General features: G+C 72.5%; 18 protein-coding genes. 7 read left to right on the forward strand and 11 right to left on the reverse strand.

Features of this window, described 5'->3' with window-relative positions:
• Positions 1 to 166: 166 nt before the first annotated feature.
• On the reverse strand, positions 167 to 622 hold the full coding sequence (locus NCI01_RS17415; protein ID WP_254182758.1) for a hypothetical protein: 456 nt from the start codon (positions 620 to 622) through the stop codon (positions 167 to 169).
• Between the two features lie 124 nt (positions 623 to 746).
• On the opposite strand from NCI01_RS17415, the gene NCI01_RS17420 reads away from it, so the two are divergent.
• The 4 genes from NCI01_RS17420 (at position 747) to NCI01_RS17435 (ending at position 4,687) form a co-directional block, all read left to right on the forward strand.
• Positions 747 to 1,148, forward strand: a complete 402-nt coding sequence (locus tag NCI01_RS17420; protein ID WP_254182759.1) for a universal stress protein — start codon at positions 747 to 749, stop codon at positions 1,146 to 1,148.
• A gap of 72 nt (positions 1,149 to 1,220) precedes the next feature.
• Positions 1,221 to 1,796, forward strand: a complete 576-nt coding sequence (locus NCI01_RS17425) for an HhH-GPD-type base excision DNA repair protein (protein WP_254182760.1) — start codon at positions 1,221 to 1,223, stop codon at positions 1,794 to 1,796.
• Between the two features lie 149 nt (positions 1,797 to 1,945).
• The gene (locus NCI01_RS17430) at positions 1,946 to 3,445 is read left to right on the forward strand and encodes an RNA polymerase sigma factor (RefSeq protein WP_372495193.1); all 1,500 of its coding nucleotides are present in this window, start codon (positions 1,946 to 1,948) and stop codon (positions 3,443 to 3,445) included.
• 177 nt (positions 3,446 to 3,622) lie between these two features.
• Positions 3,623 to 4,687, forward strand: coding sequence for a M28 family metallopeptidase (locus NCI01_RS17435; RefSeq protein ID WP_254182761.1), 1,065 nt, complete (start codon positions 3,623 to 3,625; stop codon positions 4,685 to 4,687).
• Positions 4,688 to 4,693: 6 nt separating this feature from the next.
• Here the strand turns inward: NCI01_RS17435 and NCI01_RS17440 are convergent, their stop codons facing one another.
• On the reverse strand, positions 4,694 to 5,851 hold the full coding sequence (locus NCI01_RS17440) for a CapA family protein (protein WP_254182762.1): 1,158 nt from the start codon (positions 5,849 to 5,851) through the stop codon (positions 4,694 to 4,696).
• Between the two features lie 80 nt (positions 5,852 to 5,931).
• On the opposite strand from NCI01_RS17440, the gene NCI01_RS17445 reads away from it, so the two are divergent.
• The gene (locus NCI01_RS17445; RefSeq protein WP_254182763.1) at positions 5,932 to 6,474 is read left to right on the forward strand and encodes a hypothetical protein; all 543 of its coding nucleotides are present in this window, start codon (positions 5,932 to 5,934) and stop codon (positions 6,472 to 6,474) included.
• Positions 6,475 to 6,490: 16 nt separating this feature from the next.
• Here the strand turns inward: NCI01_RS17445 and NCI01_RS17450 are convergent, their stop codons facing one another.
• The 6 genes from NCI01_RS17450 to NCI01_RS17475 form a co-directional block, all read right to left on the reverse strand.
• The gene (locus NCI01_RS17450) at positions 6,491 to 6,907 is read right to left on the reverse strand and encodes an ATP-binding protein (protein ID WP_254182764.1); all 417 of its coding nucleotides are present in this window, start codon (positions 6,905 to 6,907) and stop codon (positions 6,491 to 6,493) included.
• Positions 6,897 to 7,229 carry an STAS domain-containing protein gene (locus NCI01_RS17455; RefSeq protein WP_254182765.1) on the reverse strand — a complete coding sequence of 111 codons (333 nt, stop codon included), beginning with the start codon at positions 7,227 to 7,229 and terminating at the stop codon, positions 6,897 to 6,899. The genes NCI01_RS17450 and NCI01_RS17455 overlap by 11 nt, the downstream gene beginning before the upstream one ends.
• Positions 7,226 to 9,208: a glycosyltransferase family 2 protein gene (locus NCI01_RS17460; RefSeq protein WP_254182766.1), complete on the reverse strand. Its 1,983-nt coding sequence runs from the start codon at positions 9,206 to 9,208 to the stop codon at positions 7,226 to 7,228. The genes NCI01_RS17455 and NCI01_RS17460 overlap by 4 nt, the downstream gene beginning before the upstream one ends.
• Complete coding sequence (locus NCI01_RS17465; RefSeq protein ID WP_254182767.1) at positions 9,205 to 10,365, reverse strand: PP2C family protein-serine/threonine phosphatase; 1,161 nt, start codon at positions 10,363 to 10,365, stop codon at positions 9,205 to 9,207. Before NCI01_RS17465 ends, NCI01_RS17460 begins: the two co-directional genes overlap by 4 nt.
• Before the next feature lie 74 nt (positions 10,366 to 10,439).
• On the reverse strand, positions 10,440 to 10,916 hold the full coding sequence (locus NCI01_RS17470) for a DUF456 domain-containing protein (protein ID WP_254182768.1): 477 nt from the start codon (positions 10,914 to 10,916) through the stop codon (positions 10,440 to 10,442).
• Between the two features lie 106 nt (positions 10,917 to 11,022).
• Positions 11,023 to 11,268 (reverse strand): DUF7455 domain-containing protein, encoded by a 246-nt coding sequence (locus NCI01_RS17475; RefSeq protein WP_254182769.1) that lies wholly within the window; start codon positions 11,266 to 11,268, stop codon positions 11,023 to 11,025.
• 234 nt (positions 11,269 to 11,502) lie between these two features.
• Here NCI01_RS17475 and NCI01_RS17480 point away from each other — a divergent pair, with 234 nt between their 5' ends.
• Positions 11,503 to 13,575 (forward strand): DNA gyrase/topoisomerase IV subunit B, encoded by a 2,073-nt coding sequence (locus NCI01_RS17480; protein ID WP_254182770.1) that lies wholly within the window; start codon positions 11,503 to 11,505, stop codon positions 13,573 to 13,575.
• 34 nt (positions 13,576 to 13,609) lie between these two features.
• Positions 13,610 to 14,140: a GNAT family N-acetyltransferase gene (locus NCI01_RS17485; RefSeq protein WP_254182771.1), complete on the forward strand. Its 531-nt coding sequence runs from the start codon at positions 13,610 to 13,612 to the stop codon at positions 14,138 to 14,140.
• Here the strand turns inward: NCI01_RS17485 and NCI01_RS17490 are convergent.
• From NCI01_RS17490 to sigJ, 3 genes are read right to left on the reverse strand one after another with little or no spacing between them, the layout of a single operon-like run.
• Entirely contained in the window at positions 14,103 to 14,561 is a 459-nt protein-coding gene (locus NCI01_RS17490; protein WP_254182772.1) for a hypothetical protein, read from the reverse strand. The two genes, NCI01_RS17485 and NCI01_RS17490, sit on opposite strands and share 38 nt — an antisense overlap.
• Entirely contained in the window at positions 14,558 to 15,328 is a 771-nt protein-coding gene (locus NCI01_RS17495; RefSeq protein WP_254182773.1) for an SDR family oxidoreductase, read from the reverse strand. The genes NCI01_RS17490 and NCI01_RS17495 overlap by 4 nt, the downstream gene beginning before the upstream one ends.
• Positions 15,329 to 15,363: 35 nt before the next feature.
• Positions 15,364 to 16,314, reverse strand: a complete 951-nt coding sequence (gene sigJ / locus NCI01_RS17500; protein WP_254182774.1) for an RNA polymerase sigma factor SigJ — start codon at positions 16,312 to 16,314, stop codon at positions 15,364 to 15,366.
• Between the last annotated feature and the right edge of the window lie 28 nt (positions 16,315 to 16,342).

Genomic DNA, 16,342 nt, shown 5'->3' on the forward strand with positions numbered 1-16,342 from the left:
GGTGGCTCAGCCGCCTTCTGCGCCTCGGGAAGGTGGCTCACGCACCGCTGGGTGCGCGTCTTACGGCGACACGCCGGGGGAGCGGTGCGTGAGGCAGGTCTTGCGCGCCCGAAAGCCGCGTGCCTCACCGCTGCCGGTCGAGCCGTGGCCCAGCCACCGCTCGAGGTCAGGTCCGGGCCGAGGGGGGACGCGGGCGCAGCCTCTGCCACTCGCGGCGTACGTCGCTGACCGGGTCGAACCACCCCCGCCGGGTCACCACGACCAGGCCGACGGAGGTCCCGAGCGCGCGGGCGGCCCAGGCGGCGGGACCGAGCCAGCGCAGGTCGTCGTCGTGCGGGCTGAGCTCGCCGGGCCGGGTCAGCCACAGCGCCGGGCGCGGGGTGAGGGAGGCGGCGGCCCGGAGCATGGTGAGGACGACGTCGGCCCGCAGCCCGGCGTCCGGCAGGGGAGGGTCCTCGACGTGCCGCACGGACCGGCCCGGCACCCCCGCGTGCAGGGCCACCGGGAAGCGGCGCCGGGTCTCGCCCTCGACCAGCTCGAGCGTGGCCGCCCGGAGGACCGCGTGCGTGTGCCGGTCCACGGGAGCCAGGACTGCGGGCTGGACTGCGGGCTGGAGGTCCACCGCTCCAGCCTGCCGCAGCGCGACGCGTCCGACCCACCCCTCCACAGGCTGCCCAAGCACTGTGGTTTCCGTTACGGTGCCAGCAGGCCGGCGGCGAGGCGTCGCGGCCCCGAGAGGAGACACCATGGGCACCGTCGTCGTCGGGTACGTCCCCAAGCCGGAGGGTGAAGCAGCCCTTGCTGCCGGCATCAACGAGGCCAAGCTGCGTGGCAGCAAGCTGGTCGTGGTGAACTCCCACCGGGGAGGTCAGGATTTCGACGGGCCGGCCGCACGCTCGTCCGAGGACGACCTCAACGGCATCCAGAAGAGGCTCGAGGAGGCCGGCGTCGAGCACGACGTCCGTCAGCTGGTGCGTGGCTTCGAGCCCGCCGAGGACCTGATCAGCATCGCCGAGGCCAACGGCGCCGAGCTGCTGGTGATCGGCCTGCGTCGCCGTTCGCCCGTCGGCAAGCTCATCCTCGGCAGCAACGCGCAGCGCGTGCTCCTCGACGCCCCGTGCCCCGTCCTGGCGGTCAAGGCGCAGTAGCGGCGCCCACCTGACGGCGGCTCGCGTGCCAGCGCGAGCCCTACGGCGGCGTCCGTGGGCGATGATGTCCCCATGGGCTTCCAGATCACGGGCGACCCCGCCGCCGACAAGGTTCTCGACGACTCCGCGTTCGCGCTGCTGGTGGGCATGATGCTCGACCAGCAGTACCCCATGGAGCACGCCTTCCGGGGGCCCGCCAAGGTCCTCGAGCGCTTCGGCACGGTCGAGCCCGAGGCGATCGCGGCCGCCGACCCCGAGGAGTTCGCGGCGATGGCCTCCACCCCGCCGGCGATCCACCGGTTCCCGGGATCGATGGCAGCGCGCCTGCAGGAGCTGGCCCGCATCGTCGAGGACACCTACGGCGGCGACGCCTCCCGGCTGTGGACCGAGGCCGCCGACGGCAAGGACCTGCTCAAGCGGGTGATGGCGCTGCCCGGGTTCGGCAAGCAGAAGGCCCAGATCTTCGTCGCCCTCCTCGCCAAGCAGCTCGACGTGCGTCCCGAGGGCTGGGAGGCCGTCGTCGGCGACTACGCCCTCGAAGGGCACCGTTCCGTCGCCGACGTGGTGGACGCCGAGTCGCTGCAGAAGGTGCGCGACTTCAAGAAGGCGAAGAAGGCCAAGAAGGCTGTCGCTCAGGCCGCGGAATGACCGGGGGAGCGTGGCGCACGCCCCTGACGGAGCGTGGACACGCGCGGCCGACAGGCGGATGCCCGGCCATCAGGAGGGCCGTGGCAGAATGGCATCGCGGCTCTTGACGTCACCGGGCCTCGCCGCGCCCCGAAGTTGCTCGACGAGAGGTGTTCGTGTCCTCACACGCACGCAAGTTGCTTCCCGCAGAGGTGCTCACGCACCCCTCCATCGCTGCCCTCGTGGCCGGTGCCGATCCCAGCGGCACCGTGTCCCCCGAGGACGTACGGCGCGCCAGTGACGAGGCCGGCGTCGAGCCCCGGCACCTGAAGGCGCTGCTGGTGCACCTCAGCGGCCTCGGGATCTCGGTCCAGATCGACGCCGCAGGCATGCGTGCCGTGGCCGCCACCAGCAAGCGGGCCGCGACGTCGTCCGCTGCCAAGAAGGCTCCGGCGAAGAAGGCGGCCAAGACGGCTGCCCCGCCCGCCGCCAAGACCGCGGCTCCGGCGAAGAAGGCGGCCGCCAAGAAGGCGGCGCCGTCCGCCGACGCGCCCGCGGGCGACGAGGTCGTCGACCTCGGCACCGTCGAGGCGCCGGTCATCGGCCCGGACGGCAAGAAGATCCTGCCGGACATCCCCGACGCCGAGTTCGAGAAGGCCGTGGCCGCCGACCCGACGATCAAGGAGGACGAGAAGCAGGCCTTCACCGTCTCCGCGGCCGACGAGACCGACGAGCCGGAGCAGCAGGTCATGGTCGCCGGTGCGACCGCCGACCCGGTCAAGGACTACCTCAAGCAGATCGGCAAGGTCCCGCTGCTCAACGCCGAGATGGAGGTCGAGCTCGCCAAGCGCATCGAGGCCGGCCTGTTCTCGGAGGAGAAGCTCGCCAAGGGCGGACGGATCAGCCCGAAGATGCTCGAGGAGTACGAGTGGATCGCCGAGGACGGGCGCCGCGCGAAGAACCACCTCCTCGAGGCCAACCTGCGACTCGTCGTCTCGCTGGCCAAGCGCTACACCGGTCGCGGCATGCTCTTCCTCGACCTCATCCAGGAGGGCAACCTCGGCCTGATCCGCGCGGTCGAGAAGTTCGACTACACCAAGGGCTACAAGTTCTCGACCTACGCCACGTGGTGGATCCGTCAGGCCATCACCCGCGCCATGGCCGACCAGGCCCGCACCATCCGCATCCCGGTGCACATGGTCGAGGTCATCAACAAGCTCGCGCGCGTCCAGCGCCAGATGCTCCAGGACCTGGGCCGCGAGCCCACCCCGGAGGAGCTGGCCAAGGAGCTCGACATGACCCCGGAGAAGGTCATCGAGGTCCAGAAGTACGGCCGCGAGCCCATCTCGCTCCACACGCCGCTCGGCGAGGACGGCGACTCGGAGTTCGGTGACCTCATCGAGGATTCCGAGGCCATCGTGCCGGCCGACGCCGTGTCGTTCACCCTGCTGCAGGAGCAGCTGCACGCAGTGCTCGACACGCTCTCCGAGCGCGAGGCGGGCGTGGTCTCGATGCGGTTCGGCCTCACCGACGGCCAGCCGAAGACGCTCGACGAGATCGGCAAGGTCTACGGCGTGACCCGCGAGCGGATCCGCCAGATCGAGTCGAAGACGATGTCCAAGCTGCGCCACCCGAGCCGCTCGCAGGTCCTGCGCGACTACCTCGACTGAGCTCACGCTCGTCCCTCTCGCGAGCAGCGTCGTCCTCCGGGGCGGCGCTGCTCGGCATTTCGGGGTGGGGAACCATCGGCAGGTCGTTCGGGACGTCTCGGGTGCGGATGGTTCCCCGACCCTGCCTGGCCGTGCTCGTCCGTGGCTGTCCATGGATGGGGCTGGCAGGGTGGGGGCGTGACGACGGGGCGCGCGAGGCGGCGGGGGGCGGCTGCGTCCGCCACGATGGCGCTGCTGGTGGTCGCCGGGTGCTCGACGGACCAGCCGGAGCGCGGCGGCCGAGACGCGCCGGCCGCGCCGCCCCAGGAGTCGGTCGAAGAGCCGGTCGAAGAGCCGGTCGAGGAGCCTGAGCAGCCTGAGGAGCCAGAGGAGCCCGCCGAGCCGTCCCCGACCGCTGAGACCTCACCGGAGGCCTCACCGGAGCCCGACGAGCCGCTCTCCGCCGACGCCGTCGACACCGCCGTCGCGGTCCGGGCCGTGCGCCACCTCGCGGGCCGGATCGGTCCGCGGGAGGCGACGGGGGAGGCCTACGCGCGCGCCGCCCGCTGGGTCTCCGGCGAGCTGTCCCGGCTCGGGTACGACGTCGAGCGGCGGCGCGTGGACGTGCCGGCGGGGGAGTCCTGGGGGGTGCCCGTCCCGGCCGGACGCTCGGTCAACGTGGTGGCCACCCCGCCGGGCTTCGACCCGACCAAGCCGCACCTCGTGGTCGGGGCGCACCTCGACACGGTGCCGCAGGCGCCCGGCGCGGAGGACAACGCCTCGGGCGTGGGCGTGGCGCTCGCGGTCGCCGAGGCGGCGTCGCAGCACTCCACGCGCCTCCCGACGGTGTTCGTCGCCTTCGGCGCCGAGGAGCCCCGCGGTGACCCGGAGGACCACCACTACGGGTCGCGGCAGTACGTCGCCGCGATGCCGCCCGCGGAGCGCCGAGCGATGCGGGCGATGGTGTCGCTCGACCGCGTCGGCGTGGGGGCGGTGGTGCCGGTCGGCTCCGCGGGCGAGTCCGACCCGGTGCAGGGAGCGCTGCTGGCAGCGGCCCGTCGAGCCGGCGCGGCTGCCGTCGCCGAGAGCGGCCAGCGCAGCAGCGACCACTGGTCCTTCGTCCGGGACGGCCTGCCGGCCGCGCGCCTGGGGTCGACGCCCTACGCCGGCTACCACTCGACCGCGGACGTGCCGTCCGTCGTGTCGCCGGCGCAGCTCGAGCGAGTGGGCCGGATCGTCGCGGAGTGGCTCGCCCCGCGCTGAGGCTGGTCAGCCCAACCCGGCGCACTCCCGCAGCGCGACCCGGCGGTCCCGCGACGCCGCCGCCGCCGGGCCGGTGTCGAGCGCGGCGAGACCGTCCGCACCGATCGTCGCGGGCCACCACCGCGACGCGGTGACCCTCGCCCGGCCCGCCGGCTCGCGCGGTGGCCGGACGGTGAGGGTGAGGACGCCGGTGGGGCCGGGGGAGTACCACGCGAAGTTGCCCAGCCCGTAGGCGACGTAGCCGGGCCCGAGACGACCGTCACCCTGCAGCTCGTGGGCGTGGCTGCCCACCACGACGTCGGCGCCGGCACCGACGAGCCGCCGGGCCATCACGCGCTGGTCGTCGGACGGGCACCGCTGGCCCTGCACGCCCCAGTGGAGGTGGACGACCACGACGTCGGCGGACCGGTCGGCGAGCCGCACCTCGCGGAGCAGGCGTCCGGGGTCCAGTGCGCCGGCGACCCCGGACCTGGCCGGTCCCGCCACCCAGGAAGCAGTGGGGTCCGCCGTCGGGTCCTGGTCGGCCGCCGAGGCGGCGATCGTCGCCACGGTCGTGCCCTCGACGTCGGTGAGAGCGGGGGCGAAGGCGTCGTCCGCGTCGGCGCCGATCCCGATCACGGCCAGCGGCGGGTCGGCGGCAGCCGCGCGGCGGGCGGCCCGCAGCGTGGAGGGCAGGCGGCTGCGCCCGAAGTCGAGGGCGTGGTTGTTGGCCATGCTGGCGACGTCGACGCCCGCGGCGGCCAGGGCGGTGAACGCGGCCGCGCCGGCGGAGAAGGTGAAGCGCTTCCCGGGCTCTGGAGCTCCACCCGTGCCGACCGAGGTCTCGAGGTTGACGATCGCCACGTCGGCCGCGGCGAGCTCGGAGGCGGCGCCGGTCAGCGCGGTCGCAGGCCGGCGCAGGCGCGGGGCGAGCACGCCCTCGAAGTGCACGTCTCCCGCGACCGCGATGCGCACCGGGGCCGGACGCCGCTCAGGCGGGGCGGGATCGGGCGAGGTGTCGGGCGGGGCGTCGGGCGAGGCATCGGGTGCCGCCTCCGTCGACGCGGAGGGCGGCAGCGGAGGCGTCGGCTCGTCGGACCGACCGCAGGCCGCGAGCGCGAGGCAGGCGAGGAGGGCGAGCGTGGTGCCGTGGCGGCGTGTGCCCCACCCCCCGGCCCCGGTCATGCCGCCATCGTCCCACCGCCGCGCGGCCCCCTCCCCAAGTGGGTGGACGCGACAGGGGTGTGCGGTGACAGACTCGGGTCATGAGAACTCGGATCTCACTCCTGGCCGTCCCCGTGCTCGCGCTCACCGCCCTCGCCGCCGCGCCGGCGCACGCGGAGTTCTACAGCATCGACGACCCGGCCGATGCCAAGGGCTCGCTGACCGACGTCTACGGACTCGAGGTCAACCACGGAGCCGACAACGTCCTCGTCAAGGTGCGCTTCAACGAGCTGATGCGCTCCAGCGCGGCCGGGGTCTCGGTGTTCCTCGACACCGACCGCGACGCCAAGGGCCCCGAGTACGTCCTGAGCAGCGGCCTCGGCGACGGGACCGACTACGTCCTGACGGAGGCCGACGGCTGGCGGGGGAGCGACGACCGCGTCAAGTGCGACTACGCGGCCCGTCCCAAGTGGGGCCAGGAGGTGTTCCGGGCGGTGCTGAGCCGGGACTGCTTCGACCGTACGCCGTCGGTGCGGGTCTCGGTGAAGATGGTCGACCAGGCCGACGGGTCCAAGCCGGTGATCGACTGGGCGCCCAAGCGGCACCGCTGGACACTCCCGGTCGAGTCGGGGCTCGGCGCCTGAACCCGGGCGCGCGGCCTCACGCCTGCCAGCGCCGCACCATCGTCCAGACGTTGCTCGCGCCGTCGCGCTGGTAGTCGAGCTCGTCGAGCACGGCCGAGGCCAGCGGCAGGCCGCGCCCGGACTCCGCCATCTCGCCCGGCATGTCGTGGGAGGCGGCCGCGTCCCACCCGGCGTACTCCTCCCCGGAGTCGGCGAGCCGCGCGGTGAGCGAGTCGGCGGACACCTCCAGGCTGAAGCGCCAGGCGACCTGGCCGACCGGGCGTCCGTGCTCGACGACGTTGTTGGCCAGCTCCATCACCGCGGTCTCGAACATCATCACGTCGGAGGCAGGGATGTGCGGGTGCTCGGTCGAGGCCCGCTCGAGCAGGTCGTGCAGCTGCTCCATGTCGCGGGGGACCGCGAGGCCCTCGATGTCGTAGTGCTCACCAGTCACGGCGCGCGTCCTCGACCGTGTCTTGGGGGCGGAGGATGCGGTCGAGGTTGGTCAGCCGGAGGACGGTGCGCACCTGCTCGCCCGCGCCGGCGATCCTGAGGTCGCCGCCCGCCTGCCGACACGTCTTGAGACCGCTGACCAGGGCCCCGAGCCCGGACGAGTCGATGAACGCCGTGGGCCCGAGGTCGACGACCACCTTGGGTGCCTGGGCCACGGCCGCGGCGATGGCGTCGCGGAAGGACGCCGCCACGGCCATCGACACCCGCGCCGGGCACACGATCACCGCCACGCCGTCGCTGACGTCGGTCTGCCACTCGGTCATGCTGCTCTCTCCTCCACCTGGTCGGGGAACTCCGGCACGCGGAACCGCGCGGCCTCGATGATCACGCTCAGCACGAGCAGGTCGTAGGCGACCCACAGCCAGTTGACGCCGGTGCCGATCACCGACGTGGTGGTCCCGGCCCACAGGCGCAGCCCGCCCACGACGCACGCGAGGACGAGGATCGCCATGGCCGTCAGCTGCGGCCAGATCAGCCGCCACGGGAAGGGCTGACGTGCCTGCCGCGTCTTGGGGGTGACGACGAAGCCCAGGGGCCGGCCGAACCACACGTTGGCGGCCGCGGTCACGCAGGCCCGGATCCACAGCGGGAACAGGGCCAGGCTGTACTGGTGGCCGCGCCAGGTCTTCACCCCGTAGCCGATGACCGCGAACAACAGCTGGTTGAGCACGACGTAGGGGATGAAGTAGGCGAGGAACGTCAGCCCGTAGGCGTTGACCGGCAGGATGCCGAGGCAGAGGTAGACGACCGGCGCGGCGAGGTAGATGACGGCCGCGAAGCCCGAGAGGTAGCTCCACATCGTCGCGAAGTACATGAGTCGCTGGCCCGCGCTCAGCCCGCGCTGGCCGAGCGGGTTCTCGCGCAGCAGCACCTGGAGGGTGCCCTGCGCCCAGCGGAGGCGCTGCTGCAGCATGGTGCGCAGGTCCTCCGGCGCGAGCCCGTGGGCCAGCACCTCGTGGTGGTAGACCGACTTCCAGCCGTTGGCGTGCAGGCGCATGCAGGTGGCCATGTCCTCGGTCACCGAGACGGTGGCGAGCGGCATCATCGGCTGCGCCTCGTCGGCGCGGTCGACGTCGACAGCGGTCATCAGACGTCGTACGGAGTCGACCGCTGCCAGGGGTGAGAGGTCGCGCCGGGCGAGCTGGTCGAGCGCCGCGTCGTCGACGACCGGGACACCCAGCTCGGCGTCGACGTCGACCGGGAGCAGGTCGAGCGACTCGCCCGTCAGCAGCTCCAGGTCGGCGAGGTCGGCCCGGATGGCCGCGAGGTCGTCGCTCACGACCGACCTGCTCGCCTCCTGGACCGTCTGCTGGAACTCGAAGGTCACCTCGGAGACCGGGACGCCCTCGTCGAGCCGCCGCTGGGCGACGTGCACCGCCTCCAGCACCAGGCCGATCGAGGGAACCAGCTCGGGCGTGTCCTTGCGGGCCCGAGCGACCGCCTTGTCGAGGACGCGACGCGACGCCCGGAGGGTGTCGCGCACGGCACGCTCGACCTCGCGGACGTAGGCGACGATGCCGAGCTGCATGAGCGCGTCGCGCCGCAGGAGTGCGTTGGACCCGCAGAAGAAGGCGGCGTTCCAGCCGTCCTTGCCCTGCTGGATGGGCCCGTAGAACAGGGGCGCCTGGCTCCCGAGCGGGTCGCTGTCGGTGACGTTGCTGAACCACTGGGGCGTCTGGACCAGCGCCACCTCGGGGTCGCGGAACCAGCCGAGGGTGCGGTCGAGGATCAGCGGGTCGGGCACCTGGTCGGCGTCGAGGATCAGGAGGAACTCGCCCTCGGTGCGGAACAGGGCGCTGTTGAGGTTGCCGGCCTTGGCGTGGCGGGGCATGTCCTGCCACTCGTCACCCCGGGTGAGGTAGCCGACGCCCAGCCGTTCGGCCGCCGCCCGCATCTCGGGGCGGTCGCCGTCGTCGAGGATCCAGGTCGTGTGGGGGTGCACGATCCGCTCGGAGGCCTCCGCGGTCGCGGCCACCATCTCGACCGGTTCGTTGTAGGTGGTGATCAGCACGTCGACGGTCGCGCCCTCGGGCGGGGGCGGTGCCTCGCCGCGTTCCTTGCGGCGCCACATCGTGAGGCCGAACAGGTAGGAGTCGACGAGCGAGTAGGTCTCGGCCAGGACGAGCGGCACCGCGATCCACCAGTTGACCCAGTTGACCGAGAACAGCCAGCGCCACCCGACGTAGAGCGTGCCGCTCGTCAGGGTGAGGAGGACCAGGATCCGGATGGCCAGCTGTTTCACGTCGTCTCCCGTCGGACAGCGAGCACGGTCAGGTCGTCGCTCGTGGTGAGCTCCTTCACCCGCTCGGTGACCATCTCGACGATCGTGCTCGGATCGGGTGACAGGGCCGCCAGGTCCCGCGCCGCGGCGAGCGCCTCCTCGGCGGTCGGGAACGCGTCGAGGACGCCGTCGCTGACCGCGAGGAGCGTCTCGCCGGGCGCCAGCACGTCCGAGCGCGACGTCCAGCCGACCCCGGCCATCGCGCCCAGGGGGAGGTCGCCCGAGGCCAGGCGCCGCACCTCGCCGTCGGGCTGCAGGACGAACGCCAGGCCGTGGCCGGCGTCGACGTACTCCATCTCGCCGTTGCGCGGGTCGATCCGTACGGCGAACAGCGTCACGAAGGTGCCGGCGTCGTCGAGGTCGTCCTGGCTGTCGACCGCCGCGCGGGTCACCGAGGCCGCCACACTGTTGAAGGGCGAGGTGCCGCGCACGAGGGTGCGCACCTGCGCGGCGATCATCGCCGCGACGAGGCCCTTGCCCATCACGTCGGCCAGCACCACCTGGAGCTGACCGTCGAGCACCTGCCAGTCGTAGAAGTCGCCGCCGACCGACCGCGCGGGCTGGCAGTGGCCGGCGATCTCGAGACCGGCGACCTGCACGTCGGCGCGGGGGAGCAGGCGGCGCTGCACCTCGCGGGCCTCGCGCTGGTCGCGGTCGCGGTCGAGCTCCTGCTCGACCCAGGTGGCGAGGTCGGCGAGCATCTTGTCCTCGGCCTCGCTGAAGGCGCGGGGGCGGTCGTCGGCCAGGCACAGGCTGCCGATGACGTGGCCGTCGGCGTGGAGCGGGCGTCCGGCGTAGAAGATGGCCGGCTCGTCGGACACCACCGCCGGGTGCTGCGCGAACTCCGGGTCCTCCCGCGCGTCGGGCAGGATGATCGGACGGTCCTGGGCGACCGCGACCGCGCAGATCGACTCCGACACCGGCCGCACCGGCGACGTCAGGCCCACGTGCGCGATGCTGACCTGCTGGTGGTCGTCGACGACGTTGACCGCGACGACGGGCACGTCGAAGAGGCGGCGCGCCATGCGGACGACGCGGTCGAAGCGGTCCTCACGACCTGCTGTCGATGCGAGGTTCTCGATGGCCGCAAGGCGCGCAGGATCGTGGAGCCGAGACACGCTGCGACCCTGGCAGCTCCGGAGCCGGTCTGGACCAGCTTGTGCCCACGTCGCTGCGGTCCGTCCCCGCGGGCTCAGGTGGCCGCGACCCCGACGGCCCAGGCGGTGGCCGCGAGGAAGGCCGCCGCGAGCTCGATGAGGATCGACACGCCCACGGCGTGCAGGGCGCCCTTGGTCGAGGGCCACGCCAGCGGGCCGCCGACGCGCGCCCGCTCGGCGGCGTAGACGCCGAGGACGAACCCGATGAACATGCCGACGACCGGGATGACGAAGAAGCCGACGAAGGCGAGCAGGGCGCCGGCGAGGAGGGTGCGGTTCGGCACGCCGGAGGCCTTGAGTCGCCGGCCCGGGACGAGGTACTTCACGACGGTGCCCCCGACGAGGAGCAGCGTGCTGACGGCCAGGACGGCCCAGCCGGTCGTCGTACCGACGTCGAGCGCCCAGACCAGGATGGCGCCGAGCACCAGGATGGTCCCCGGGAGGACCGGGACGATGATGCCCGCGATGCCGACGGCGATCGCGAGGGCGACCAGGACTTCGACGGTGCTCACGGGGCACAGCCTCCCAGACGGCGCACGGCCCGGCGGACCGGGACGCAGAACGGCCCCGGAGAGCGTGTCCGGGGCCGTTCTGGGAAGTCGGTCTGGTCGGTCGGGCTCAGGCCTCGCTGCCCGCGGTGGGGGTGTCCAGCTTGTGGGTCTCGTCGTGGACGGTCGCGGCGACCTCGCGGAGCTTCTCGCCGTGCTCGCGAGCGTGGTGGGCGCAGAACAGCAGCTCGCCGCCGGTCTGGAGCTCCACCCGCAGGTAGGCCTGGGCGCCGCAGCGGTCGCAGCGGTCACCAGCCGTCAGGACGGCTTGGGTGGGTGCGGTGGCAGTGGTCACGTCAGCCTCATTTCTGTTCATCGGTGTCTGGCCCAACGTAGCCAGTGGGACAAAGATTCCCTGCTGTCGTTCGAGATCGAGAACTCGTCAAGTCAATCACGTCACATCCCTCCCCGCTGGCGTTGTCCTCAGGCGTGGACGAGCCGTTGCAGAAGTGATACCTGACAGGTGCCCCACGCTAGACCTGCCCATGCGCGGCACGAGGCAGGCGTGCCTCCCTCGGCGCCCGGCGTGTCGCAGGTAGGTTCTTCCCTTGTGGCAGCACCGTCAGACAACACGTACAACGCCGCGCACCTGCTCGTCCTCGAGGGGCTCGACGCGGTCCGCAAGCGACCGGGCATGTACATCGGCTCGACCGACACGCGCGGGTTGATGCACTGCCTCTGGGAGATCATCGACAACGGCGTGGACGAGGCACTGGCCGGGGTCGCGCACCGCGTCGAGGTCACGCTGCACGACGACGGGTCCGTCGAGGTCTACGACGACGGGCGCGGCATCCCCACCGACAAGGAGCCCAAGACGGGCCTCTCGGGCGTCGAGGTCGTCGCCACCAAGCTGCACGCCGGCGGCAAGTTCGGCGGCGGGTCCTACGTCGCGACCGGCGGCCTGCACGGCGTGGGCCTCTCCGTGGTGAACGCGCTGTCCGCCCGCATGGACATCGACGTGGACCGCTCGCCGTCGCAGCAGGGCCTGTCCTTCCAGCGCGGCGTGCCCGGCGTCTTCGACGGCGAGGGCCCCGGTGCCTCCTTCACGCCGCAGTCGGGCCTGACCCGCAAGGGCAAGCGCGTGGCGAAGGGCAGGACCGGCACCCGGATCCGCTTCTGGCCCGACCGGCAGATCTTCACCAAGGACGCCCGCGTCGAGATGGAGGGGCTGATCGGTCGCGCCCGCCAGACGTCGTACATCGTCCCGGGGCTCGAGCTCGTCATCCGCGACCAGCGCTCCTCGGAGATGGTCGAGGAGAAGTTCCGCCACGACGGTGGCATCGCCGAGTTCGTGGAGTTCCTCTCCCACGGGGAGCCGGTCACCGACATCCTGCGCCTGCAGGGCACCGACACCTTCACCGAGACCGTGCCGCTGCTCGACGACAAGGGCCACATGACGCCCCAGGAGGTCGAGCGCGAGCTCACCGTCGACGTCGCGGTGAGGTGGGACACGGCCTACGACACCGAGGTGCGCTCGTTCGTCAACGTGATCGCGACGCCCAAGGGCGGCACCCACGTCAGCGGCTTCGAGGCCGCACTCACCAAGACCTTCAACGACGCCATGCGCGCCGCCAAGGTGCTGAAGGCCGCCGACGCCGACGTGATCAAGGACGACGTGCTCGAGGGACTCACCGCCGTGGTGACCGTGCGGCTCGCCGAGCCGCAGTTCGAGGGCCAGACCAAGGAGATCCTCGGTACGCCGGCCGCGCGCAGCGTCGTACGCAAGGTGGTGGCCGGTGAGCTCAAGGCGTTCCTGACCTCGACCAAGCGCGCCGACAAGGCGCAGGCCAAGCTCCTGATGGAGAAGGTCGCCGGTGCCTCCAAGACCCGCCTGGCGGCGCGCCAGCACAAGGAGAACCAGCGCCGCAAGAACGCCCTGGAGTCCTCGGCCCTGCCCGCCAAGCTCTTCGACTGCCGCAGCTCCGACACCGAGCGCACCGAGCTCTTCATCGTCGAGGGCGACTCGGCCATGGGCACGGCCAAGGCCGCCCGGAGCAGCGAGTTCCAGGCGCTGCTGCCGATCCGCGGCAAGATCCTCAACGTGCAGAAGGCCACCGTCGGCGACATGCTCAAGAACGCCGAGTGCGCCTCGATCATCCAGGTCGTCGGCGCCGGGTCGGGTCGTACGTTCGACCTCGAGGCGGCCCGCTACGGCCGGATCATCCTGATGGCCGACGCCGACTCCGACGGGGCCCACATCCGCTGCCTGCTGGCGACGCTGTTCTTCAAGTACATGCCCGACCTCGTGCGCGACGGCCGGCTCTTCTCCGCGGTGCCGCCGCTGCACCGCATCGAGCTGTCCAACCCCAAGAAGGGGATGGACAAGTACATCTACACCTATTCCGACGACGAGCTGCAGCGCAAGCTCGCCGAGCTGAAGAAGAAGAACGTGCGCTGGAAGGACCCGGTCCAGCGCTACAAGGGCCTCGGCGAGATGGACGCCGACCAGCTGGCCGAGACGACGATGGACCCGCGCCACCGGACGCTGCGCAAGCTCACGATCGACGACGTCGACGAGGCGAGCAAGGTCTTCGACCTCCTCATGGGCTCCGACGTCGCGCCGCGCAAGGAGTTCATCGTCCAGGGCGCCTACGAGGTCGACGTGGAGGCGCTCGACGCGTGAGGTTCGGACCGGGTCACGTGGAGGTGGACCGCTGATGTCGGTCCACGTCGAGGTGGTCGAGGCTGTCGCAGCAGCGCTCGTGCACGACGAGCTGTGGCCCCTCTACCGCGAGGTCTTCGGGGACTTCGACGACCACGAGGCGTGGCGCGGCCACGTCTGGGAGCGGCACTCGGCGCGGGCCGGGTTCCGCCTCGCCCTCGCCCGGTCCGACGGCGAGCTCGTCGGGTTCGCCTACGGCTACACCGGTGAGGCCGGTCAGTGGTGGACCGACAACGCCGCGAGGGTGCTGCAGCCCGCCGTCGCCTCGGACTGGCTCGGTGGACACTTCGAGCTGGTCAGCATCGGGGTCGCCGCGTCGGCACGCGGGTCGGGCGTCGGACGGCGACTGATGGCCGCGCTCACCGACGGGCTGGAGCACCCGCGGTGGATGCTCATGACGTCGGCCGACCCCGACGACCCGGCCCGGCGGCTCTACCGCTCGTGTGGCTGGGCCGTCATCGGCCCCGGGCTCGCCGCCGACCGGGTCATCATGGGTCGGTCGTGGCCGGTGCCCCGACGTCCCTGACGGTGCGCGCGGGCTCCGGGCCCAGCATCAGCAGCCCGCCGAGCACGACCGTGCTGCCGAGCGAGATCATCTGCGCCACCACGTCGAGTGCTCCGAGCCCGTCGAGGTGGAGCGCGTGGTAGGCCAGGTGCGGGACCGAGAACACGACCCAGGCCAGCCCGATCGTGCGGCTGGCGGCCACGGCAGCGACCTCGGACCGCTGCAGCGCGGCGAGCGCCGTCGCGGCGGCCAGGCCCAGGTAGAGGGCACCGACGTCGCGGACCAGGTGCTCGTTGTAGGGGCCGTCGATCGAGATCCAGATGAAGCCGAGGCCGGGGAAGGAGTCGTAGAAGCTCTTGGGCGCGCCGGCCGACCACAGGCCGACGTACAGGCCGACGACGGCGGTGAGCCAGAGCAGCGTACGCCGCATGGTGAGGGTCATCGGACCGTCTCCAGCCACTCGGCGAAGGTCGCCGTGCCGTGGTCGGCCCCTTGCCCGGTGACCAGGGTGCCGTCGCGCATCGCCCGCCCCAGCGCGCCCGGCAGCGGCACCTCGAGCACCCGGGACGGTCGGCCTGTCGTGCGCGCCCACGCGCGCACCATGTCGGCCATCCGCTCGCGACGCGGGCCGCCGAGGTCCCGCACGCGGCCGGCGGGCGCCCCCTCGGCCAGGTCCACGAGCCGCTCGGCGACCTCCGCCGCGGCGACAGGCTCGGACACCATCCGTGGCACGACCACGAACGGGCCGATGCCGACGGCTCCGTGGATCTGGCCGGCGAACTCGTGGAACTGGGTGGCGCGCAGGACGGTCCAGGGCACGGTCGAACGAGCCAGCAGCTCCTCCTGGAGCACCTTGCCGGCGTAGTAGCCGTGGGGCGCCTCGTCGATCCCGACGATCGAGAGTGCGACGTGGTGTCCGATCCCGGCGCGGGACTCGGCGTCGAGCAGGTTGCGGGTGACGGCACCGAAGAACGCCCGGGACTCCTCGGCCTTCTGGGAGACCTGCGAGGTCACGTCGACCACGACCTGCACGCCTTCGAGGGCCTCGTCGACACCGGTGCCGGCGACCAGGTCGACGCCGGTGCTCCGCGCGAGCACCACCGCCTGGTGGCCGCGGCGCTGCGCGACCTCGACGACGTGGCGGCCGACGGTCCCGGTGCCGCCGGCCACGGCGATCCGCAGCCCGGATGATCTGGGTGTGTTGTCCATGCCTCCTCGACCGGACAGGGGGCCGGAGTGTGAGGTCAGGTGCCGGACGTCTCCTGCTCGAGCCACGTCCCGAGCTTGTCGGGGTTGAGGGTCAGCCAGATGTTGCTGACCAGGCCGTTCCGGACGCGGAACGTGGCGACGGCGGCCACCACCCCGCCACGGCGGAGGACCAGGCGGGTCTCGTCGCCACCGTCCTCCAGGGACGCCACGAGGTCGGTGGACTTGCGGAGGGCGCCGACGAGGAACCGCGCCACCCGGTCGGCTCCCACGACCGGGCGCAGGGCAGCCCGCACCCGCCCGCCGCCGTCGCTGGTCGCGACCGCCGACGGGTCCAGGCGGCCGACGAGCGTGGCGACGTCGCCGGTGAGGCAGGCCTCGACGAACGACTCCACGACCTGCCGCTGCTGGACGGGGGTCGAGGCGCGCCTCCGTTCGTCCTCGACGTGCTTTCGCGCCGTGGACGCCAGCTTGCGCACGGCCTGCGGCGTGCGCCCCACCATCTCGGCGATCTCGTCGAACCGGTAGCCGAACACGTCGTGCAGGACGAGGGCCACCCGCTCGCCGGGGGTGAGGGCGTCGAGCACCACCATCAGGGCCATCGTCACCTCGTCGGCCAGCGCCGCCTGGTCGGCGGGATCGGCCGCAGGCGCGCCCGGGCCGAGGAGGACCGAACCGGCCGCCAGGGGCTCGGGCAGCCACTCGCCGACGTAGGACTCGCGACGGTGGCGGGCCGAGTCCAGGACGTTGAGGCAGACCCGGGTCATTGCGGTGGTCAGCCACGCCGCGGGGTTGCGGATGCCGGCCTGCTCGTCCTCGGTGAGCCGGTACCAGCGGACGTACGTCTCCTGGACCGCGTCCTCGGCCTCGGCGCGGCTGCCGAGCATGCGGTAGCCGATCGCGAGCAGGCGGGCGCGCTCGTCGAGGAGCTGCGCCACGCTGTCGGCGCTGTCCCCGGCGGGATCGGTCGGGTGGGTGGGATCGGCCACGGGCTCATCCTGTCGTCGGTGGTGCCTC

Source organism: Nocardioides pinisoli (assembly GCF_024199985.1).
Taxonomy (GTDB): Bacteria; Actinomycetota; Actinomycetes; order Propionibacteriales; family Nocardioidaceae; genus Nocardioides; species Nocardioides pinisoli.